The organism is Modestobacter lapidis (assembly GCF_054780755.1).
This window is the reverse complement of sequence record NZ_BAAGVS010000023.1, coordinates 1-20951: the sequence shown is the minus strand read 5'-3', so window position 1 is coordinate 20951 and position 20951 is coordinate 1. Positions and strand designations below refer to the sequence as shown.

The following is a 20951-nucleotide window of genomic DNA, read 5'->3' as shown; positions in this document are numbered from 1 at the left end:
CGCGGTGCCGCCGGGTCCGGCAGGGTGCGGCCCGTGCGCCCGGTCGACTCGCGCGGGGAGCGGTAGCCTGACGGTTCCTGCGCAGCATGCCGCCGGCCCGTCGACCGGAGCCGGCAGACCGCCGGGTCGCTCCGGCCTCCCGTGCCGGTCCGGGCGACCAGACTGCACAGCAACGCGCACAGCGAGGAGGCAGCCCGTGTCCAGCCGAGGACCATCCGCCGCCGACCGCACCACCGACCGGCTCACTGCCGCGGTCGAGCCGGTGGTCACCGCCGCCGGGTACGACCTCGAGGAGCTGGTCGTCCGCGCGGCCGGCCAGCGCTCGGTGGTCCGGGTCGTCATCGACCGGGACGAGGGCACCAGCCTCGACGACGTCGCCGAGGTCAGCCGGGCGGTCTCCGAGGTGCTCGACGCCGACGAGCAGGACGCCGGCCGGGCGCCCTTCGTGCTGGAGGTCACCAGCCCCGGGGTGGACCGCCCGCTGACGGCGCCCCGCCACTGGCGGCGCAACGCCGGCCGCCTGGTCACCGTGGAGGTCGGGCCCGAGACGGCCCGCGAGCAGGTGACCTCGCGGCTGCTGCGGGTCACCGACGACGGCGTCGTCCTCGCGGTGGAGAAGGGTGGCACGAAGAAGGGTCAGGTGCGCCGCACCGTCGGCGAGCGCGCCGTGCCCTGGGCAGAGCTGGGTGAGGGCCGGGTGCAGGTGGAGTTCAGCCGCCCGGCCGGGCACCGGGATGCCGGCCTGGTCGTCACCGGGCCCGCCGACGACGAGCCGGACGACGACACCGGCGAGGACGAGATCCACCCAGACGAGATCGACACAGACGAGATCGACGAGCTGGACGAGGTGGCGCTGGACCAGCGCCACCCGACCGGGTCCGGAGGAGAGCAGTGAACATCGACGTGACCGCACTGAAGGCGGTCGAGCGGGAGAAGGGCATCCCCGCGGACACCGTGCTCCAGGCGATCGAGACCGCCCTGGTGACCGCCTACCGGCACGCCGAGGGGGCCGCCAAGCACGTGCGCGTGCACGTGGACCGCAAGAGCGGTGAGGTCGCCGTGCTGGCCCAGGAGCTCGGCCCCGACGGCGAGGTCGTGCACGAATGGGACGACACCCCCCGCGACTTCGGCCGGATCGCGGCCAGCACCGCCAAGCAGGTCATCATCCAGCGGCTGCGGGACGCCGAGCACGAGCAGACCTTCGGCGAGTACGCCGGTAAGGAGGGCGACATCGTCAGCGGCATCGTGCAGGCGCACGACCGCCGCAACATCCAGGGCATGGTGCTGGTCGACATCGGCAAGGTGGAGGCGAACCTGCCGCCGACCGAGCAGGTCCCCGGCGAGGACTACAAGCACGGCAGCCGGATCAAGGCCTACGTGGTCTCGGTGGCGCGCACGTTCCGTGGACCCCAGGTCACCTTGTCCCGGACGCACCCGAACCTGGTGCGCAAGCTGTTCGCGCTGGAGGCGCCCGAGGTCGCCGACGGCAGCGTGGAGATCATGGCCGTGGCCCGCGAGGCGGGACACCGGTCGAAGATCGCCGTCCGCACCTCGGTGCCCGGGCTCAACGCCAAGGGCGCCTGCATCGGGCCGATGGGCCAGCGGGTGCGCAACGTGATGAGCGACCTGCACGGCGAGAAGATCGACATCGTCGACTGGTCGGACGACGACGCCTCGTTCGTCGCCTCGGCGCTCTCCCCGGCCCGGGTGACCAGCGCCCGGGTGGTCGACCCCGCCGCCCGGGCCGTGCAGGTCGTCGTGCCCGACTACCAGCTCTCCCTCGCCATCGGCAAGGAGGGGCAGAACGCCCGGCTGGCGGCCCGGCTCACCGGCTGCCGGATCGACATCCGCAGCGATGCGCAGCCCGATGGCGCCGAGGGCCCGGCGTCGCCGGGTGTCGGGCGGGCGCCGCTGCGTTCCGGCGCGCGGCCGCCCGGCCGCGTCCCGTCGGGCGGTGCGCGACCGCCTGCGCGGCGCGCGGAACATCCCGGCTCGACGGCGCGCTAGACTTCACGATGGCCGACCCGTCGACCCCGGTCCGCACCTGTGTGGGGTGCCGGGGACGCGCTCCGGTCACCGAACTGCTGCGGGTCGTCGTGCGGAACTCCGGGTTGACCCCGGATCCCGGGCGGCGGCTCCCCGGTCGGGGTGCGTCACTGCACCCCACCGCGGAGTGCCTGCGCGCAGCGGTCCGGCGGCGGGCCTTCCCGCGCGCGCTGCGGTGCAGCACGCCGCTGGAGACCGGTCCGCTGGAGGAGCACGTCGCGCAACAGGTCACCCGACCGGTTGCCGGGGTGCACCCCGGCGGGCGCACCATGGCAGGACCACCGACGGACCGGCACCCGGCCGGTCCGCACGTCGAGAGCAGGACGTCCTCGGATGAGCCACCTGTGAAGTCGTCACGATGACCATGTACCACTGACTTAGGGGTCGAGCGGGCCAGCCGCCGGCCTCACCAAGAGGAGACCCGTGCCAGGCAAGGCCCGCGTACACGAGCTCGCGAAAGAGCTCGGTATCGACAGCAAGACAGTGCTCGCCAAGCTCAAGGAGCAGGGCGAGTTCGTGAAGTCCGCCTCGTCCACCGTCGAGGCCCCCGTGGCCCGGCGGCTGCGTGAGGCGTACTCCGGCTCCGGTGGTGGGGGCAACGGCGCGTCCGGCCCCCGACCCGGCCCCCGTCCGTCCGCGCCGGCGCCGCAGCCCGCGGCCCCCACGCCCGCCCCGGTCGCCTCGGCGCCGGTTGCGCCCAGCCCGGCTCCGCAGGCGCCGGCGGCGCCGGTCGCACCCCCGGTGCAGCAGTCCCCGGCGGCGTCCGCCCCGGTGGCTCCGGCACCCGGCCCGCGGCCCGGGCCGCGTCCCGCTCCGCAGCAGCCTGCTGCGCAGCAGCCGACCGCTCCGGCGCAGCAGCCGCCCGCTCCGGCCCAGCAGCCCCCGGCGGCTCCGCCGCAGCAGCCCCCGGCGGCTCCGCCGCAGGGTGCCCGTCCGGCCGCACCGACCCCCGGTGCGGCGCGTCCCGCCGCGGCCGGCCCGCGGCCCGGCCCTCGTCCGGCGCCGCGTCCGGGCAACAACCCCTTCAGCAGCGCACCCCGCCCGGCCGCGCCCGGTCGTCCGGCTGCGCCCGGTGCCGGTGCTCCCGGCCAGGGCGTACCCGGTCAGGGTGCACCGGGGCAGGGCGGTCCCCGTCCCGCTCCGGGTGCCGGCGGCCCGCGTCCCGGTCCCGGCGGGCCGCGCCCCTCGGCCGGTCCCGGCGGTCCCCGTCCGGCGGCCGGTCCCGGTGGGCCGCGTCCCAACCCGGGCATGATGCCGCAGCGCCCGAGCCCGGGCATGATGCCCGGACGCCCGTCCGGCCCCGGCGGTCGCCCCGGTGGCGCCCCGGCCGGTCGTGGCCGCCCCGGTGGCCCCGGTGGCCCCGGTGGCGGTGGCGGTTTCCGTCCCGGCGGCGGCGCCGGCGGCCCCGGTGGTGGCGGCGGCGCCCCGGCCGGTGGTTTCCGGCCCGGTGGCGGCGGCGGTGGCCGTGGTCGCGGCCGTGGTGGCTCGGGTGCCGGAACCGCGGGCGCCTTCGGGCGGCCCGGTGGTCGCGGTCCGGTCCGCGGGCGCAAGAGCAAGAAGCAGCGGCGTCAGGAGTTCGACTCCATGGCGGCGCCCTCCATGGGCGGCGTCCAGCTGCCCCGGGGCAACGGGCAGACCGTCCGGCTTCCCCGTGGCGCCTCGCTGACCGACCTGGCCGAGCGGATCAACGCCCAGCCGGCCGCGCTGGTCACCGCCCTGTTCCACCTGGGCGAGATGGTCACCGCGACGCAGTCGGTCAACGACGACACGTTGCAGCTCCTCGGCTCCGAGATCGGCTGGGTCATCCAGGTCGTCAGCCCGGAGGACGAGGATCGCGAGCTGCTCGAGACGTTCGATCTCACCTTCGGTGACGAGGAGGGCGAGGAAGGCGACTGGGACATCCGTCCGCCGGTCGTGACCGTCATGGGTCACGTCGACCACGGAAAGACCAAGCTGCTGGACGCGCTGCGCCACACGAACGTGGTCTCGAAGGAGGCCGGCGGCATCACCCAGCACATCGGCGCCTACCAGATCGTCACCGAGCTGGAGCACAACGAGCGGCCGATCACCTTCATCGACACCCCGGGTCACGAGTCGTTCACCGCAATGCGTGCCCGCGGGGCGAAGGTCACCGACATCGTGGTGCTCGTGGTCGCCGCCGACGACGGCGTCATGCCGCAGACGGTCGAGGCGCTCAACCACGCCCAGGCCGCCGAGGTGCCGATCGTGGTCGCGGTCAACAAGATCGACAAGGAGGGGGCCAACCCCGCCAAGATCCGTCAGCAGCTCACCGAGTACGGCCTGGTGGCCGAGGAGTACGGCGGCGACACGATGTTCGTCGACGTCTCCGCCACCACCCGGCAGGGCCTCGACGAGCTCACGACGGCGATCCTGCTGACCGCGGACGCCTCCCTGGACCTGCGCGCCAACACCGAGCAGGACCCCCAGGGTGTGGTCATCGAGGGCAAGCTGGACAAGGGCCGGGGCCCGGTGGCGACCGTGCTGGTCCAGCGCGGCACCCTGCGCCAGGGCGACTCGATCGTGGCCGGTGACGCCTACGGGCGCGTCCGGTCGCTGCTCGACGAGCACGGCACCAAGCTCAAGGAGGCCCTGCCGTCGCGGCCGGTGCAGGTCGTCGGCCTGACCTCCGTGCCGCGGGCCGGTGACACGTTCCTCGTCGTCGACGAGGACCGCGTCGCCCGGCAGATCGCCGACCGCCGCCAGGCCCGCATCCGCAACGCGCAGAACGCCTCCATGCGCAAGCGGATCAGCCTGGAGGACCTCGACGCGGCGCTCCGCGAGACCCGTCAGCTCAACCTGATCATCAAGGGTGACAACTCGGGCACCGTCGAGGCGCTCGAAGAGGCGCTGATGAAGATCGAGGTGAGCGACGACATCTCGCTGCGGGTCATCCACCGCGGCGTCGGTGGCATCACCAAGAGCGACATCGACCTCGCGCTGGCCGACGACGTCATCGTCCTGGGCTTCAACGTCCGGGCCGAAGGGCAGGCCACCGAGCTGGCCAACCGCGAGGGGGTGGACGTCCGGTACTACACGGTCATCTACCAGGCCATCGAGGAGATCGAGGCCGCGCTCAAGGGGATGCTCAAGCCCGTCTACGAGGAGGTCCAGCTCGGCACGGCGGAGGTCCGCGAGGTCTTCCGGGTGCCCAAGATCGGCAACGTCGCCGGTTCGCTGGTCCGCAGCGGGACGATCGTGCGCAACTCCAAGGCGCGCCTGGTCCGCGACGGCGCCGTGGTCGCCGACAACCTGTCGGTCGACTCGCTGCGCCGCTTCAAGGACGACGCGACCGAGGTCCGCGAGGGCTACGAGTGCGGCATCGGCCTCGGGTCGTTCAACGACATCAAGGTCGACGACGTGATCCAGACGTTCGAGCTGCGCGAGAAGCCGCGAGAGTAGAAGGACCCCTTCGCCCCCCACTGCTCGCGAGCTCGCAGCGGGCCCCTGCGAAGGGGCCCGCTCCGGGTGCGAGTGGTGGGGCGGCGAGGATGTTCCAGCACGACGTCCCCAGCGGCAGGTCGGAGGGAGCCGGATGTTCACCGGCACGCTCAGCGCCGATCTGCTGCTGGGCGACGTCCACTCGCTCAAGGCAAAGCGCGCCGTGGTCCGGCCGATCCTGGCCGACCTGCGGCGCCGCTACGCCGTCGCCGCCGCGGAGGTGGAGGGCAACGACCTGCACCGCCGCGTGCAGGTCGGCGTGGCGACGGTGGCCGGCGATGCGGGGCAGGCGACCGAGGTCCTCGACGCCTGCGAGCGGTTGCTGGCCGAGCGGCCGGAGGTGACGCTGCTGTCGACCCACCGGCAGCTCGTGTCCGACTCCGACGAATGAGGAAGGACCCCCTCGCCCTCCCACCGCTCGCAAGCTCGCGGAGGGCCCCTGCGAGGGGGCCGTGTGTAGCTGGCCGGGGCCCTGGACCAGGGCCCCGGCCGGTGCCGTCCATCCCGCGCCGGCGCCCCACCGGACGCCCGCGCCGAGCACAGGAGGACCGACCGATGGCCGACCCGGCACGGGCACGCCGACTGGCGGTGCGCATCCGCCAGATCGTCTCCGCCACCATCGAGATGCAGATCAAGGACCCGCGGCTGGGCATGGTGACCATCACCGACGCCCGGGTGACCAGCGACCTGCGTGAGGCCACGGTCTTCTACACCGTCTACGGCGACGAGACCGAGGTCGCCGACTCCGCCCGCGCCCTGGCCAGTGCCACCGGCGTCCTCCGGTCCACGGTGGGCAAGCAGACCGGCATCAAGTTCGTCCCGACGCTCGCCTTCGTCGCCGACATCGTCCCGGACACCGCCCGGGAGCTGGAGATCGCGTTGGAGCGGGTCCGGCACGCCGATGCAGAGCTGGCCCGGGCCCGGGAGGGCGCCCAGTACGCCGGCGACGCCGACCCGTACCGCCATCCGGTCGAGGCCGACGACACCGACGACACCGACGAGACCGCCGCCGACGACGACCTCCGGGGCGCCGACCCGGCGCCCACCTCCGAGCGGGACGGCCTCGACCGCGACGTCCTGTCCGGGGACGGGCTCCCCACGTCCACGCAGGCCGAGCCCACCAGGAGCACCCCATGACCGAGGCCGTCGACCCGGACCCGTACGACCGTGCCGCCTCCGCCGAGGGCGCCGCCTTCGGCGGCCGGTCGGCTCCCGATCCGGCCGGGGACCCCACCATGGGTGGTAGACGCGGGCAGATCGGCGAGACCGGCAGCATCGCCGAGGACGAGCCCGACGACGGCGGCCCGGCCATCCCGGTCGGTGGCGGCCAGGTGACCGAGGAGTCCGACGCCTCCCCGGTGGCCGACCCCGGCCCCGGCACCTGACCGCGGTGACCACCGTCACCGGGGCCTCCCTGACCACCGCGATCGAGCTCCTCGACACGGCCGCGTCCGCGGGGGCGACCGTGGTGCTGTCCGGCCACGTGCAGCCCGACGCCGACGCCCTCGGCAGCACCCTCGCGCTGGCCGAGGGGCTCCGTCGGCGGGGAGCCCGCGTGGTGGCGACCTTCCCGGCGCCGTTCGTGCTCCCCGAGTCGCTGAGCTGGCTGCCCGGCGCCGGCGCCCTCGTGCCCTCGGACCAGATCCCGACGGCGCCCGAGGTCTTCGTCAGCCTCGACGCCTCCTCGACCGGTCGGTTGGGCGACCTCGCCGGGCTCCTCCACTCCGCCGGCACGTCCCTCGTCGTCGACCACCACGCCAGCAACCCGGGGTTCGGCACCGTCCGGCTCGTCGACCCCGGCGCCGCGGCCACCGTCGTGCTGGTGGCCGAACTGCTCGACGGACTCGGCGTCGCGTGGGACGACGACCTCGCCACCTGCCTGTACGCCGGCCTGGCCGCCGACACCGGCTCCTTCCGCTTCGGCAACACCGCGCCGGGCACGCACGAGCTCGCCGCCCGGCTGCTGGGCACGGGCATCGACCACGCCACGATCAGCCAGCGGCTGTTCGACACCGCCCCGTTCGGCCGGCTGCCGCTGCTGTCCCTGGTTGCCGGCCGGGCGTGCCTCGAGACCGAGGTCGGCGCCGGGCTCGTCTGGACCTGGGCCACCGTCGCGGAGGCGCGGGACCACGGTCTGGCCGGCGACCAGCTCGAGGCGCTCGTCGACGTGATCCGCGCCACCCGGGAGGCCGACGTCGCGTGCGTCCTCAAGGGGCAGGACGACGGCAGCTGGGTGGTGTCCCTCCGTTCCCGGGGAGCCACCGACGTCTCGCACGTCGCGATCGAGCTCGGCGGCGGTGGGCACCGTCAGGCCGCCGGCTACACCTCCCGGCTGGACCTTCCCGGCACCATCGCCGCCCTGCGGGGCATGCTCGCGACGGGGTCCTCGAACTGAGCCCGCCAATCAGCGAGCCTGCGAGCTCGGCGGCTCCGGTGCGAGGCCCGGAGGGTCTCCGCCGGGAACGACGGCAACGGCTCATCGGAAATCGGTGATGGCTCGTGGCCGCGGTGCGGCCCGAAGGGTCGCGATCAGCTCAGCTCCGTCGATCCCGGCGCTGGCCGCGCCGGCGTTGGTCGTCCTCGCGGCCGAGCCGCTGTACCTGCTCGTCGACACCGCCGTCATCGGCAACCTCGGCACCGTGTCGCTCGGCGGGCTCGCGATCGGTGGCGGACTGCTGGCGTACGCCGCGGCGCTGCTGAACTTCCTCGCCTACGGCACGACCGCACGGGCCGCCCGCCGGTCCGGAGCCGGTGACCGCGCCGGCGCGGTCGCCGAGGGCGTCCAGGCCACCTGGCTGGCCCTCGGTCTCGGCGTGCTCCTGGCGCTGGTGTTCCAGGTGCTGGCCGGCCCGCTGACCCGGCTGCTGGCCGGCGGGGCCGGCCCCGTCGCCGACGCCGCCGAGCAGTGGCTGCGAGTCGCCAGCCTCGGGCTGCCCCTCCTGCTGCTCGCCCTGGCCGGCAACGGCTGGCTGCGCGGGGTGCAGGAGCTCCACCGCCCGGTCCGGTACGTGCTGGCCGGCAGCCTGGTCAGCCTGGTGCTGTGCCCGCTGCTCGTGTACCCGGCCGGGCTGGGCCTGGTCGGCTCCGCGGTGGCCAACGTCATCGGCCAGGCGGTGTCCGCGACCTCCTTCGGGCTCGCCCTCGGCCGGGAGCTCCGCCGGCTCGGCATCGACTGGCGGCCCCGGGCCTCGGCGCTGCGGGCCCACCTGGTGCTGGGCCGCGACCTGCTGGTGCGGGCGGCGGTGCTGCAGTTCGCCTTCGCCGCGGCCGCCGCCGTGGTGGCCCGCTCCGGCGCCGCCCCGCTGGGCGCCCACCAGATCGCGCTGCAACTGTGGCTGTTCCTCGCGCTCGTGCTCGACGCCTACGCCATCGCCGCGCAGACCCTGGTCGGCCACGCGCTGGGCGCCGGCCGCCCCGGCGATGCCCGCCGCACCGCCCGCCGGGTCACTCTGTGGGGCCTGGGCACCGGGGTCGTGGTCGCCCTCGCGCTGCTGGCCCTGCGGCCGCTGCTGCCGCCGCTGTTCACCGACGACCCCGCCGTCCTCGCCCAGGCCGCCGTCGTCTGGTGGTTCCTCGCGCTCATGCAGCCGCTGGCCGGGGTCGTGTTCGCGCTGGACGGCGTGCTCATGGGCGCCGGCGACGTCGCCTACCTGCGCACCGTCACCCTCGGCGCGGCCCTGCTGGGTTTCGTGCCGCTGTCGCTGCTGTCCGGCTGGCTCGACTGGGGCCTGGCCGGGGTGTGGACCGGGCTGACCCTGTTCATCGTGCTGCGGCTGGTCGCGGTGGGCGTCCGGGTGGCGGGGGACCGCTGGCTGAGCGCACCTGGGACGGTGGGCACGTGAGCGAGCCCGCGAGCGAACGGAGGAGCACAGCAGCCCGGCGAAGCCGGCCGACGAGCGCCAGCGAGGAGGACGGGTGAGCGAGCCCGCGAGCGAACCGAGGAGCACAGCAGCCCGGCGGAGCCGGCCGACGAGCGCCAGCGAGGAGGACGGGTGAGCGAGCCCGCGAGCGAACGGAGGAGCACAGCAGCCCGGCGAAGCCGGCCGACGAGCGCCAGCGAGGAGGACGGGTGAGCGAGCCCGCGAGCGAACCGAGGAGCACAGCAGCCCGGCGAAGCCGGCCGGCGAACGCTGGCGAGGACGGGAGGTGAGTCCGAAGAAGCCCGACGCCGACGTCCCGCCGTCCCTGCTCCTGGTCGACAAGCCCGGCGGCATGACGTCCCACGACGTCGTCGCCCGCGCGCGCCGGGTCCTCTCGGTCCGCAAGGTGGGGCACGCCGGCACGCTCGATCCGATGGCGACCGGGCTGCTGGTCCTCGGCGTCGGCGCGGCCACCCGGCTGCTCGGCCACCTCAGCGGTTCGGACAAGACCTACGACGCCACCGTCCGGCTCGGCCGGACCACCGTCACCGACGACCAGGAGGGTGAGGTCACCGGCACCACCTCGGCGGCCGGGGTGACCGACGACGACGTCCGCGCGGCGCTGGCCGGTCAGGTGGGCGCGCTGCAGCAGGTGCCGTCCTCGGTCAGCGCGGTCAAGGTCGACGGCCGCCGTTCCTACGACCGGGTGCGCGCGGGTGAGGAGTTCGAGCTCGCTGCCCGCTCGGTCACCGTGCACCGGATCGACGTGCACCGGGTGCGGCGCGCTACGCCCGACCTGGTCGACGTCGACGTCACCGTCTGCTGCAGTACCGGCACCTACATCCGGGCGATCGCCCGCGACGTCGGTGCGGCCCTCGGCGTCGGCGGCCACCTGACCGCGCTGCGCCGGACCTCCTCCGGGCCGTTCGCCACCGACGACGCCCGGCCGGTCGAGGAGGCCGCGGCCGCCCTGGCCGGCCCGGGTGCCGGCCCGGGCGTGCTGTCGCTCACCGAGGCGGCCCGCCGGGTGTTCCCGGCCCGCGAGCTGTCCGCGGAGGAGGCGGTCGCGCTGGGCCACGGCCAGCGGGTGCCGGCGACCGGCGCGGCCGGCCTGCACGCCGCCGTCGGCCCCGGGGAGCGGCTGGTCGCCCTGATCGAGGACAGCGGTCGGATCGCCCGGGTGGCGGTCGGCTTCCCGCCCGGGAGCGCGGGGTGACACCGTGGACCGCATGACGGCCCTGGACGACCGGCTCGCCGCGCTGCACGCCGACCTCGTCGCCCTCCCGGGCGTGCTGGTCGCCTTCTCCGGAGGAGTCGACTCCGGTGTCGTGCTGGCCGCGGCGGTGCGCGCCCTCGGCGCCGGACGGGTGGTGGCCGCCACGGCGCTGTCGCCCAGCCTGCCGGCTGCCGAGCGGACCGCCGCCGCCGGGTTCGCCCGGTCCCTCGGTGTGCGGCACGAGCAGCCGCGCACCGACGAGCTGTCCCGCGAGGGCTACGTGGCCAACGCCGGCGACCGCTGCTTCTTCTGCAAGGCCGAGCTGGTCGACGTGCTGACCCCGATCGCCGCCCGGCTCGGCATCGCCGACGTCGTGACCGGGACCAACGCCGACGACGTGCGGGCCGGCTTCCGCCCCGGCATCCGCGCCGCCACCGAGCGCGGCGCATGGGCGCCCCTGGCCCGCGCCGGCCTGACCAAGGACGACGTCCGCGCCGCCGCCCACCGCTGGGAGCTGCCGCTGGCCGACAAGCCGGCCGCCGCCTGCCTGGCCAGCCGGATCGCCTATGGCGTGCCGGTCTCGGCCGAGCGGCTGGCCCGGGTGGAGACGGCGGAAACCGCGCTGCGCGGCGCGCTGGCCGCCGCCGGGCTGACCGCGCGCGACCTCCGGGTGCGCGATCTCGGCGCCGTGCGCGGACGGGACACGGCCCGGGTGGAGGTCGACGCCGTGCTGGTGGCCGAGCTGGCGGGCCGGCCGGAGGTGCTGGCCCGGGTCCGCGACGCCGCCGGCTTCGACCTCGTGGAGCTGGACCCCCGCGGCTTCCGCTCCGGATCGATGAACGAGCTCCTGCCCGACCCGGTCCGCTACCGCTGATCCCGGGGCCGGTCGCCGTGCCGCAGCGTGTGCACGATCCGCGCCGCGGCCACACCGGCGCCGAAGCCGTTGTCGATGTTGACCACCAGCACGCCCGGCGCGCAGGCGGTGAGCATGGTCAGCAGCGCGGCCAGGCCGTCGAACGCCGCGCCGTACCCGACCGAGGTGGGGACGGCGACCACCAGCCGGTCGGTGAGGCCGGCGACCACGCTCGGCAGCGCCCCGTCCATCCCGGCGACCACCACCACGGCATCGCAGGCGGCGAGGTCGTCGGCGACGGCCAGCACCCGGTGCACCCCGGCCACCCCGACGTCGTCCACCCGGGCGCAGCCCACGCCGCTGGCGGCCAGCGTGGCCGCCACCTCCGCCGCCACCGGGCCGTCGGAGGTGCCGGCGGTGAGCACCAGCACCCGGCCGACCGGTGCCGGCAGTTCGCCGACCCACGCGATCCGGGCTGCCTCGTCGACCCCCGCCTCGGGCCAGCGGGCGCGCACCGCGGCGGCCGTGGGTGCGTCGACGCGGGTCGCCCAGGCAAAGGCCCCACCACCCGGCCCCGCCCCGGCGTCGAGCAACCCGGCCAGGCAGGTGACCGTCTGCTCGGGGGTCTTGCCCGCGGCGTAGACGACCTCCGGGGTGCCGGTGCGGGCCGCCCGGTCGACATCCAGCCGGGCGATGCCGACGTCGGCGGTGCGGCGCAGTTCGGTCACCGGTCCAGTCTCCCGCACCTGGCGTGTCACACCGGCCGCGGCTGGGCAGGATGCCTGCCATGAGCGTCGTGAAGATCAACGTCGTGACCATGCCGGAGGACAAGCGGGCCCGCTTCGAGGAGCGGTTCAAGGGCCGCGCCGGGGCCGTGGAGAGCACCCCGGGGTTCGAGTGGTTCGAGCTGCTGCGCCCGGTCGAGGGCACCGACTCCTACCTTGTCTACACGAGGTGGAGCAGCGAGGAGGCCTACGACTCCTGGCAGTCCAGCCAGGAGTTCGACCGGGCGCACGACGGGGGCGGCGACACGCTCGCCCCGGCGGCCGAGCGTTCGCAGAACCACCTGTGGAGCTACGAGGTCATCGAGTCGGCCGGCCCGCAGGGCGCGAAGGGGTGAGGACCCGCGCCCGCGCCCGGGGTGCCCGCCCGGGCGCGGGCTAGGGTGGCCGGGCGGCCCGGCAACCGTCGGGCGCCGCGCCAGCACGAGCACCAGCAGGTGGGAGCCATGACCGACACGCTCGCCGACAGCCGTACGTCCCCGCGGGAGTTCTCCGAGGGTGTACCGCTGGTCGTGGAGGACATGGCCCGCCGCCCGGTCACCGAGCGCGCCCAGGTGCTGGAGGACCCGGGCTTCGGCCGGTACTTCACCGACTCGATGTTCATCGCCCGCCACCGCGCGGGGCAGGGCTGGTGCGATGCCCGGTTGGCCGCCTACGCTCCGCTGCAGCTGGACCCCAGCGCCGCGGCCCTGCACTACGCCCAGTCGATCTTCGAGGGGCTCAAGGCCTACGCCCAGCCCGACGGCACGGTGGCCACCTTCCGGCCGGAGTCGAACGCCGCCCGGTTCGCCCGGGGCGCGGCCCGGCTGGCGATGCCCCCGGTGCCCGAAGAGTCGTTCATCGCCGCCGTCGACGCCCTCGTGGACGCCGACCGTGACTGGGTGCCCACCGGACCAGACCAGACGCTGTACATCCGGCCGTACATGCTGGCCACCGAGCCGTTCCTGGGCGTCCGGCCGGCTCACGAGTACCTGTTCATCGTGATCGCCAGCCCCGCCGGCGCGTACTTCCCGCGTGGGGTGCACCCGGTCTCGGTCTACCTGTCCGAGGACTACATCCGGGCCGCGCCCGGTGGCACCGGCGACGTCAAGTGCGCCGGCAACTACGCCGCCAGCCTGCTGGCCCAGGAGCAGGCGATCGCCGCGGGCTGCGACCAGGTGGTCTGGCTGGACGCGGTGGAGAAGCGCTACGTCGAGGAGATGGGCGGGATGAACCTGTTCTTCGTCCTCGGCTCCGGCGAGGACGCCGAGCTGGTCACCCCCGAGCTCACCGGCACGTTGCTGCCCGGCATCACCCGCGAGTCGCTGATCACCGTGGCCCGCGAGCTGGGGCACCCGGTCACCGAGCGGCGGATCAGCGTCGACGAGTGGCGGTCCGGCGTGGCCGACGGCTCGATCACCGAGACCTTCGCCTGCGGCACGGCCGCGGTCATCACCCCCGTCGGGGCGGTGAAGGCCCGCACCGGCGACTTCGCCATCGGGAACGGCGAGCCCGGGCCGCTCACCATGCAGCTCCGCGCCCACCTGCTCGACGTCCAGCACGGCCGGCTGCCCGACACCCACGGCTGGCTGCACCGCGTCGCGCCCGACTCCTGACCCGGGTGGGTGGGACGAGCCGCGAGCCGGGGGAGGGGAGCGGCGTGCTGCGCTGGCGCGGCCTGGAGGCGACACCGGCCGAACTCGGCCGCACGGTGGTCACCGTGGGGATGTACGACGGCGTGCACCGCGGGCACCAGCACCTGATCGGCACCGCCGTGGCCCGGGCGCGTGCGCTGGGCCGTCCCTCGCTGCTGCTCACCTTCGACCCGCACCCGGCCGAGGTGGTCCGGCCCGGCTCGCACCCGGCGATCCTCACCTCCGCCGACCGCAAGGCGGAGCTGGTGGCCCGGCTCGGCGTCGATGCGATGTGCGTGCTGCCGTTCACCCCCGAGTTCAGCCGGCTCTCCCCGGAGGGGTTCACCCACACCGTGCTCGTCGAGCACCTGCACGCCGCGCAGGTCGTCGTCGGGCGGAACTTCACCTACGGGCACAAGGCCACCGGCACCGTCGAGTCGCTGGCCGCCGAGGGCCGGCGGTTCGGCTTCGCGGTGGAAGGGGTCGACCTGACCAGCGTGGGGCAGGCTCCCGACCTGGTGGGCGACGGGGAGGTCACCATCTCCTCGACCTACATCCGCGCCTGTGTCGCGGCCGGTGACATGGCCTCGGCGGCGATGGCGCTGGGCCGGCCGCACCGCGTCGACGGCGTCGTGGTGCGCGGCGACCGCCGGGGCCGCGAGCTGGGGTACCCCACGGCCAACGTGGAGAGCCCGCCGTACACCGCCGTCCCGGCCGACGGCGTCTACGCCGGCGCGCTCGTGCTGCGCGACCACACCACCGGCGCCAGCCGGAGCAGCCACCCGGCGGCGATCTCGGTGGGCAGCAACCCCACCTTCGCGGGCAGCCGGCGCACCGTGGAGGCGCACCTGCTCGACTTCTCCGGCGATCTCTACGGCGAGCACGTCGGGGTGGAGTTCGCCGTCCGGCTGCGCGGGATGGCCGCCTTCCCGGGAGTTCCCGAACTGCTCGAGGCGATGGCCCGGGACGTGCAGGACACCCGGGCGGCCCTCGGTCTCTGACACTGCGACCCTCTCGGGTCGCAACGCGACCAGGTGCCGTCCCCTCCCGGGCTGAGCCGCTGCGTCGCGCCTGCGCGGAGGCCTCCGGCCCCCACTCGGCACGACAGGGCGTTGACCGGGCCGTGTAACCTCGCTCGTGGCGTCGGGTGACCGACGTGTGTGCATGCTGCCCCCGTGACACAGACCGGGGGCCACACGTGACCTGCCCTGGAGGCAACACATGGCGCTTGAAAGCGCGACGAAGAAGCAGATCATGACCGAGTACGCGACGGTCGAGGGCGACACCGGTTCGCCGGAGGTGCAGGTCGCGATGCTGACCCGACGGATCAGTGACCTGACCGAGCACCTCAAGCTGCACAAGCACGACCACCACAGCCGGCGGGGCCTGCTCCTGCTGGTCGGCCGCCGCAGGCGGCTGCTGAACTACCTGGCGAAGACCGACATCAACCGGTACCGCTCGCTCATCGAGCGGCTCGGCTTGCGCCGCTAGCACTCCGAGGGGACCGCTCCGGTACGCCGGGACGGTCCCCTCTCTCGTGCGGCAACCCGCCGCACGGGCCCACCGGCCAGGGATTCCGGCCACCCGCGAGGGCCGGTCCTCGGTAGTGGCCCCCGGGACGCACCCGCGCACGAGCGCGGACAGCGCGTCCCCGAGGGCTTCGATCGAAGACCGGTCGCCCCGGACGCCGCCGGCCTCCCAGCCGCGAAGAGGACGTCGCCGCATGCGACGTAGGAAGAGGACACGATGTCCGCACCCACCACGGATCCGATCGACTTCGACGCCGAGGACGGCGTCTTCACCGCCACCGCGGTGATCGACAACGGCGCACTCGGTGCCCGCACGGTCACCTTCGAGACCGGTCGCCTGGCCAAGCAGGCCGCCGGCTCCGTCGTCGCCACCATGGGCGACACCACGCTGCTGTCGGCCACCACCGCCGGTCGCCAGCCCAAGGAGCAGTTCGACTTCTTCCCCCTGACGGTCGACGTCGAGGAGCGGATGTACGCGATCGGGAAGATCCCCGGCTCGTTCTTCCGCCGCGAGGGCCGCCCCTCCGAGGACGCGATCCTCACCTGCCGGCTGATCGACCGCCCGCTGCGCCCGACCTTCGCCAAGGGTCTGCGCAACGAGGTCCAGGTCGTCATCACCGTGCTGTCGCTGGACCCCGACCACGTCTACGACGTGCTCGCGATCAACGCCGCATCCGCGTCCACCCAGCTCTCCGGCCTGCCGTTCTCCGGCCCGGTCGGTGGCACCCGGGTGGCGCTGGTCAACGGCCAGTGGATCGGCTTCCCGACCCACGCCGAGCTCGAGGACGCCGTCTTCGACATGGTCGTGGCCGGCCGGGTCCTGCCCGACGGTGACGTCGCGATCATGATGGTCGAGGCCGAGGCCACCGAGAAGACGATCGCCCTGGTCGCCGGCGGTGCCCCCGCGCCGACCGAGGAGGTCGTGGCCCAGGGCCTCGAGGCCGCCAAGCCGTTCATCAAGGCGCTGTGCCAGGCGCAGGCCGAGCTGGCCGGCAAGGCCGCCAAGCCCGAGGCGCACTTCCCCCGCTTCCTGGACTACCAGGACGACGTCTACGCCGCGGTCGAGGCCCAGGCCGCCGAGAAGCTGGCCGTGGTTCAGGCCATCGCCGGCAAGCAGGAGCGCGAGGAGGCCACCGACGCGCTCAAGGACGAGGTCAAGGCCGCGCTCTCGGCTGCGTTCGAGGGCCGCGAGAAGGAGGTCTCCGGGGCTTTCCGTGCGGTGACCAAGAAGGTCGTCCGGCAGCGCATCCTGCGCGACAAGATCCGCATCGACGGCCGCGGTCTCACCGACATCCGGCCGCTGTCGGCGGAGGTCGAGGTGCTCCCGCGGGTGCACGGCTCGGCGTTGTTCGAGCGCGGCGAGACCCAGATTATGGGCGTCACCACGCTCAACATGCTCCGCATGGAGCAGCAGCTGGACACGCTGAACCCGATCACCCGCAAGCGGTACATGCACAACTACAACTTCCCGCCGTACTCCACCGGTGAGACCGGCCGGGTGGGCTCGCCCAAGCGCCGCGAGATCGGTCACGGCGCGCTGGCCGAGCGGGCGCTGCTGCCCGTGCTGCCCGACCGCGAGGAGTTCCCCTACGCGATCCGGCAGGTCTCCGAGGCGCTGGGCTCCAACGGCTCCACCTCGATGGGCTCGGTCTGCGCCTCGACGCTGGCCCTGCTCAACGCCGGTGTGCCGCTGCGCGCGCCGGTCGCCGGCATCGCCATGGGCCTGGTTTCCGACGAGGTCGACGGGAAGACCGAGTACGTCGCGCTGACCGACATCCTCGGCGCCGAGGACGCCTTCGGTGACATGGACTTCAAGGTCGCCGGCACCAAGGACTTCGTCACGGCCCTCCAGCTGGACACGAAGCTCGACGGCATCCCCTCCGACGTCCTGGCCGGTGCGCTGACCCAGGCCCGCGCGGCCCGGCTGCACATCCTCGACGTCATGCTCGAGGCGATCGACGGCCCCGACGAGATGAGCCCGTTCGCGCCCCGGGTGACCACGGTGCGCATCCCGGTCGACAAGATCGGCGCGGTCATCGGCCCCAAGGGGCAGATGATCAACGCGATCCAGGACGAGACCGGCGCGGACATCACCATCGAGGACGACGGCACCATCTACGTCGGCGCCTCCGACGGCCCCTCGGCCCAGGCCGCCGTCGACCGGATCAACGCTATCGCCAACCCCACGCTGCCCAAGGTGGGGGAACGGTTCCTGGGCACGGTCGTGAAGACCACCGCCTTCGGCGCCTTCGTCTCGCTGCTGCCGGGCCGGGACGGCCTGGTGCACATCAGCAAGCTCGGCGGCGGCAAGCGGATCGCCAAGGTCGAGGACGTCGCCAACGTCGGTGACAAGCTGCAGGTCGAGATCACCGACATCGACGCCCGCGGCAAGATCAGCCTGGTCCCGGTCGCCGAGGGCGAGGCGTCCTCGGACGCCCCGGCCGCCGACGCCGCCGCCGACGCCGACACCGCCCCCGCGGAGGCGTGACGACGCTCGACAGCCGCTCCACCACCGGGGCCGGGACGGGTGCCGACGCACCCGCCCCGGCCCCGGTCGGCAGCATCCAGGTGCTGGACGTCGACGAGGTCGGCGGCCGGGTGGAGCGCACCGAGCTGCCCGGCGGACTCCGGGTCCTGACCGAGACGATGCCCGGCGTCCTCTCGGCGACGGTGGGCATCTGGGTGGGTGTGGGCTCCCGGGACGAGACGCCGGCCCTCGCGGGCTCGTCGCACTTCCTGGAGCACCTGCTCTTCAAGGGCACCCGCAGCCGCTCGGCGCTGGAGATCGCCACGGCGATGGACGCCGTGGGCGGTGAGATGAACGCCTTCACCGCCAAGGAGCACACCTGCTACTACGCCAACGTGCTGGCCAGCGACCTGCCGCTGGCGGTGACGCTGCTCGGTGACCTCGTCACCGATGCGCTGAACACCGCCCCCGACCTCGAGTCGGAGCGGACGGTGGTGCTCGAGGAGATCGCCATGCGCGACGACGAGCCCAGCGACGCGGTGCACGACCTGTTCGCCGAGACGCTCTTCGGGAGCACCCCACTCGGCCGGTCGGTGCTGGGTACCGTCGAGTCGATCGAGTCGCTGAGCCGGGATGACGTCGACGGCTGGTACCGCGACCGGTACGCCGTCCCCTCGATCGTCGTGGCGGCCGCCGGCCGGGTCGACCACTCCCAGGTACTCGACCTGGTCACCGCCGCGTTCGGCGACCGGCTCACCGGGCCGGGCCGCCCCGAGCCGCTGCGGCGGGGGGACGACGTCGACCTCGTCCGGCCCGCCCGGCCGGCCGGGCTCATCCACCGGAAGACCGAGCAGACCCACCTGCTGCTGGGCAGCGTCGGCATGGGCCGGCTCGACGACCGGCGGTACGCCGCCGCGGTGCTCGACGCCGCGGTGGGCGGCGGGATGAGCTCCCGGCTGTTCCAGGAGATCCGGGAGAAGCGCGGGCTGGTGTACAGCGTCGGCTCCGCGCTGACGCACTACGCCGGCACGGGCAGCTTCTCCGTGTACGCCGGGTGCTCGCCCAAGCGGGTTCCGGAGGTCCTGCGCATCGTCCGGGCCGAACTCGCCGGGGTGGCCGCGCACGGCCTCTCCACCGAAGAGGTCGTCCGGGCGCGCGGGCAGCTGAAGGGCGGCATGGTGCTCGGCCTGGAGGACACCGGGTCCCGGATGAGCCGGCTCGGCAAGAGCGAGCTCTCCTACGGGGAGTACCTCCCCGTGCGGGAGGTCCTCGGTCTGCTCGACGCGGTGGACGAGCAGCAGGTCCGGTCGGTGGCCGCGGACCTGCTGACCCGGGACGTCTGCCTGGCCGTGGTCGGTCCCTACCGGGACCGGGACCTCGACCGGCTGACCGCCTGAGGGGCCGCCGGGCATGACGCCGCCTCCCGGGCTGTCCGCCCCCCGGCCGCCGGCCTCGCCGTGGCGCCAACACGGGGCGCTGTCCCGCGGCGTGTTCTCGGTCGCCGTCCTGGTCTCCCTGGCGGTGCTGTTCGCGCCCCCGTCCGACGTGCCCGACAGCGCGCCCGGCATCGACAAGGTGGTCCACGCGTCGCTGTTCCTGCTGCTGGCGGTCACCGGCCGCTGGGCGGGGGTGGGGCGCGCGGTCCTGGCCGGCCTCCTGGTGCTCTACGCGGCCGGCAGCGAGGTCGTGCAGGGCCTCGATGCCGTGGGCCGGACCGCCTCGGTCGCGGACTGGCTGGCCGACGTCGTCGGCGTGCTCGCCGGCCTGGCGGTCTGGGCCCTGGCCGTCCGGCGCCGGCCTCCCGCCGGGACCTGAACCCCGGTGCCTCCCGGACCGCCCGGAAGGGAGGCCGCCTTGCGCCGGGCGCGCACGTTGGTGAGCATCGCCGCATGACCACCAGCACGCCGACCGCCGCACCACAGCCCCCCAGCGTCCCGCCCGGGGAGGCGCCGCTCGTCTCGGTGGGCGTCCTCGGCGCCCGGGGCCGGATGGGCACCGAGGTGTGCCGGGCGGTCGACGCCGCCGAGGACCTCGAGCTGGTCGCGATGGTCGACGACGGTGAGTGGCTGTTCAACGTCGCCGACGCCGGCGCCCAGGTGGTCGTGGACTTCACCCGGCCGGACGTCGTCATGGACAACATCCGGTTCTGCATCGACCAGAACATCCACTGCGTGGTCGGGACGACGGGCTTCGACGAGGAGAAGCTGGCCACCATCGCCCAGTGGCTGGAGCCCAAGCCCGACCTCGGTGTGCTGATCGCGCCGAACTTCGGCATCGGTGCGGTGCTGCTCATGCGCTTCGCCCAGGAGGCGGCGCGGTTCTTCCCCTCGGTGGAGATCGTCGAGCTCCACCACCCGGCCAAGGTCGACGCCCCCTCCGGCACCGCAGCCCGGACCGCCCGCCTCGTGGCCGCGGCGCGGCGGGCGGCCGGCATCCCGATCGCGCCGGACGCCACCCGGGAGGCGGACTCGCTACCCGGAGCCCGCGGAGCCGACATCGAGGGGATCCCGGTGCACGCCGTCCGGCTGGCCGGACTCGTCGCCCACCAGGAGGTCCTGATGGGGTCCTCGGGGGAGACGCTCACGCTCCGGCACGATTCCTACGATCGGGCGTCCTTCATGCCCGGTGTCCTGCTCGCGGTCCGCGAGATTCCCTCCCGACCGGGTCTGACCGTCGGCATCGAGTCGCTGCTCGGTCTCTGAGCACCCCGGAACGGTCTTGTGGGGCCTCTGGGACGCCGTCCCCGGGGCCTCGGGGCGTGACCTGCCTCGCATCCCGGCATCCCCTGGATCGCGCTGACCTGCAGGTTCTTGCGGCCACCGGGGCGCGCAGCCGGGTCGACGGCCGATCGGGCCCCGCACCGGTTTGACGAGGCCCTCCCCGCCGCGTAACTTTCCTTCTGCGCCGAGCGAGACCGGGTCGAAAGGCCCGGGAGCCGCACCGTCAGACCTCCGGGTGTGACAGCGAGCCGTGCACGGCGTAACGTGGGTCAAGCCGCCGGAGACGACGACCTTCCAGGGTCTGGTTCCTCGCGCGTCCGCTCCTTGAGAACTCAACAGCGTGCCGAAAGTCAGTGCCAAGTAACAATTCCCGTTGGTCTGGTCATTCGTGATCGGGTCATTGGGT

General features: G+C 74.3%; 20 protein-coding genes and 1 pseudogene. 20 read left to right on the top strand and 1 reads right to left on the bottom strand.

Translation table 11 applies throughout. The features are described 5' to 3' along the window. Window positions 1-196 precede the first annotated feature (196 nt). The 12 genes and pseudogenes from rimP to larE all read left to right on the top strand — a co-directional run bounded on the left by rimP (window position 197) and on the right by larE (window position 11455). On the top strand, window positions 197-895 hold the full coding sequence (gene rimP, locus ACYVG5_RS17775; protein ID WP_222049293.1) for a ribosome maturation factor RimP: 699 nt from the start codon (window positions 197-199) through the stop codon (window positions 893-895). Continuing rightward, a complete protein-coding gene (gene nusA / locus ACYVG5_RS17770) occupies window positions 892-2007 on the top strand; it encodes a transcription termination factor NusA (protein ID WP_222049294.1) in 1116 nt (371 codons plus the stop codon). Before rimP ends, nusA begins: the two co-directional genes overlap by 4 nt. Before the next feature lie 8 nt (window positions 2008-2015). Further along, complete coding sequence (locus ACYVG5_RS17765; protein WP_222049295.1) at window positions 2016-2408, top strand: YlxR family protein; 393 nt, start codon at window positions 2016-2018, stop codon at window positions 2406-2408. A gap of 61 nt (window positions 2409-2469) precedes the next feature. After that, a pseudogene (locus ACYVG5_RS17760) lies at window positions 2470-2610 on the top strand (translation initiation factor IF-2 N-terminal domain-containing protein); the annotation flags it as partial. A 1020-nt stretch (window positions 2611-3630) separates the two neighbouring features. Continuing rightward, window positions 3631-5466 (top strand): translation initiation factor IF-2, encoded by a 1836-nt coding sequence (infB, locus tag ACYVG5_RS17755; protein ID WP_460683416.1) that lies wholly within the window; start codon window positions 3631-3633, stop codon window positions 5464-5466. A 133-nt stretch (window positions 5467-5599) separates the two neighbouring features. Beyond that, window positions 5600-5896, top strand: a complete 297-nt coding sequence (locus tag ACYVG5_RS17750) for a DUF503 domain-containing protein (RefSeq protein WP_222049297.1) — start codon at window positions 5600-5602, stop codon at window positions 5894-5896. Between the two features lie 164 nt (window positions 5897-6060). Continuing rightward, complete coding sequence (gene rbfA / locus ACYVG5_RS17745; RefSeq protein ID WP_246630532.1) at window positions 6061-6642, top strand: 30S ribosome-binding factor RbfA; 582 nt, start codon at window positions 6061-6063, stop codon at window positions 6640-6642. Next, window positions 6639-6890 carry a hypothetical protein gene (locus tag ACYVG5_RS17740; protein WP_222049298.1) on the top strand — a complete coding sequence of 84 codons (252 nt, stop codon included), beginning with the start codon at window positions 6639-6641 and terminating at the stop codon, window positions 6888-6890. The genes rbfA and ACYVG5_RS17740 overlap by 4 nt, the downstream gene beginning before the upstream one ends. A 5-nt stretch (window positions 6891-6895) precedes the next feature. Then, window positions 6896-7900 carry a DHH family phosphoesterase gene (locus tag ACYVG5_RS17735; RefSeq protein WP_460683406.1) on the top strand — a complete coding sequence of 335 codons (1005 nt, stop codon included), beginning with the start codon at window positions 6896-6898 and terminating at the stop codon, window positions 7898-7900. Window positions 7901-7997: 97 nt separating this feature from the next. Next, on the top strand, window positions 7998-9347 hold the full coding sequence (locus tag ACYVG5_RS17730; RefSeq protein ID WP_222049330.1) for an MATE family efflux transporter: 1350 nt from the start codon (window positions 7998-8000) through the stop codon (window positions 9345-9347). A gap of 304 nt (window positions 9348-9651) precedes the next feature. After that, window positions 9652-10581: a tRNA pseudouridine(55) synthase TruB gene (truB, locus tag ACYVG5_RS17725; protein ID WP_222049299.1), complete on the top strand. Its 930-nt coding sequence runs from the start codon at window positions 9652-9654 to the stop codon at window positions 10579-10581. A 13-nt stretch (window positions 10582-10594) separates the two neighbouring features. Further along, a complete protein-coding gene (gene larE / locus ACYVG5_RS17720; RefSeq protein ID WP_222049331.1) occupies window positions 10595-11455 on the top strand; it encodes an ATP-dependent sacrificial sulfur transferase LarE in 861 nt (286 codons plus the stop codon). Here the strand turns inward: larE and larB are convergent. Then, entirely contained in the window at window positions 11446-12162 is a 717-nt protein-coding gene (gene larB, locus ACYVG5_RS17715; RefSeq protein WP_222049300.1) for a nickel pincer cofactor biosynthesis protein LarB, read from the bottom strand. The genes larE and larB overlap by 10 nt on opposite strands. 59 nt (window positions 12163-12221) lie before the next feature. On the opposite strand from larB, the gene ACYVG5_RS17710 reads away from it, so the two are divergent. The 8 genes from ACYVG5_RS17710 (at window position 12222) to dapB (ending at window position 20527) form a co-directional block, all read left to right on the top strand. Then, on the top strand, window positions 12222-12554 hold the full coding sequence (locus tag ACYVG5_RS17710) for an antibiotic biosynthesis monooxygenase family protein (RefSeq protein ID WP_222049301.1): 333 nt from the start codon (window positions 12222-12224) through the stop codon (window positions 12552-12554). 108 nt (window positions 12555-12662) lie between these two features. Beyond that, window positions 12663-13811 carry a branched-chain amino acid aminotransferase gene (locus ACYVG5_RS17705; RefSeq protein WP_222049302.1) on the top strand — a complete coding sequence of 383 codons (1149 nt, stop codon included), beginning with the start codon at window positions 12663-12665 and terminating at the stop codon, window positions 13809-13811. A 44-nt stretch (window positions 13812-13855) separates the two neighbouring features. After that, entirely contained in the window at window positions 13856-14830 is a 975-nt protein-coding gene (locus ACYVG5_RS17700) for a bifunctional riboflavin kinase/FAD synthetase (protein ID WP_222049303.1), read from the top strand. Between the two features lie 220 nt (window positions 14831-15050). Next, window positions 15051-15320, top strand: coding sequence for a 30S ribosomal protein S15 (gene rpsO, locus ACYVG5_RS17695; RefSeq protein ID WP_222049304.1), 270 nt, complete (start codon window positions 15051-15053; stop codon window positions 15318-15320). A 255-nt stretch (window positions 15321-15575) separates the two neighbouring features. After that, entirely contained in the window at window positions 15576-17846 is a 2271-nt protein-coding gene (locus ACYVG5_RS17690; protein WP_222049305.1) for a polyribonucleotide nucleotidyltransferase, read from the top strand. Further along, complete coding sequence (locus ACYVG5_RS17685) at window positions 17843-19222, top strand: M16 family metallopeptidase (RefSeq protein ID WP_460683405.1); 1380 nt, start codon at window positions 17843-17845, stop codon at window positions 19220-19222. The genes ACYVG5_RS17690 and ACYVG5_RS17685 overlap by 4 nt, the downstream gene beginning before the upstream one ends. A 13-nt stretch (window positions 19223-19235) precedes the next feature. Further along, window positions 19236-19640, top strand: a complete 405-nt coding sequence (locus ACYVG5_RS17680) for a VanZ family protein (protein WP_222049306.1) — start codon at window positions 19236-19238, stop codon at window positions 19638-19640. 74 nt (window positions 19641-19714) lie between these two features. Next, window positions 19715-20527, top strand: coding sequence for a 4-hydroxy-tetrahydrodipicolinate reductase (dapB, locus tag ACYVG5_RS17675; RefSeq protein ID WP_222049307.1), 813 nt, complete (start codon window positions 19715-19717; stop codon window positions 20525-20527). The last annotated feature ends 424 nt before the right edge of the window (window positions 20528-20951 follow it).

Coding starts and splice junctions, on each gene's coding strand:
- ACYVG5_RS17765 (WP_222049295.1), top strand. CDS start 2,016: ATGGCCGACCCGTCGACCCCGGTCCGCACCTGTGTGGGGTGCCGGGGA.
- infB (WP_460683416.1), top strand. CDS start 3,631: ATGGCGGCGCCCTCCATGGGCGGCGTCCAGCTGCCCCGGGGCAACGGG.
- ACYVG5_RS17750 (WP_222049297.1), top strand. CDS start 5,600: ATGTTCACCGGCACGCTCAGCGCCGATCTGCTGCTGGGCGACGTCCAC.
- rbfA (WP_246630532.1), top strand. CDS start 6,061: ATGGCCGACCCGGCACGGGCACGCCGACTGGCGGTGCGCATCCGCCAG.
- ACYVG5_RS17740 (WP_222049298.1), top strand. CDS start 6,639: ATGACCGAGGCCGTCGACCCGGACCCGTACGACCGTGCCGCCTCCGCC.
- ACYVG5_RS17730 (WP_222049330.1), top strand. CDS start 7,998: ATGGCTCGTGGCCGCGGTGCGGCCCGAAGGGTCGCGATCAGCTCAGCT.
- larE (WP_222049331.1), top strand. CDS start 10,595: ATGACGGCCCTGGACGACCGGCTCGCCGCGCTGCACGCCGACCTCGTC.
- ACYVG5_RS17710 (WP_222049301.1), top strand. CDS start 12,222: ATGAGCGTCGTGAAGATCAACGTCGTGACCATGCCGGAGGACAAGCGG.
- ACYVG5_RS17705 (WP_222049302.1), top strand. CDS start 12,663: ATGACCGACACGCTCGCCGACAGCCGTACGTCCCCGCGGGAGTTCTCC.
- rpsO (WP_222049304.1), top strand. CDS start 15,051: ATGGCGCTTGAAAGCGCGACGAAGAAGCAGATCATGACCGAGTACGCG.
- ACYVG5_RS17690 (WP_222049305.1), top strand. CDS start 15,576: ATGTCCGCACCCACCACGGATCCGATCGACTTCGACGCCGAGGACGGC.
- ACYVG5_RS17680 (WP_222049306.1), top strand. CDS start 19,236: ATGACGCCGCCTCCCGGGCTGTCCGCCCCCCGGCCGCCGGCCTCGCCG.
- dapB (WP_222049307.1), top strand. CDS start 19,715: ATGACCACCAGCACGCCGACCGCCGCACCACAGCCCCCCAGCGTCCCG.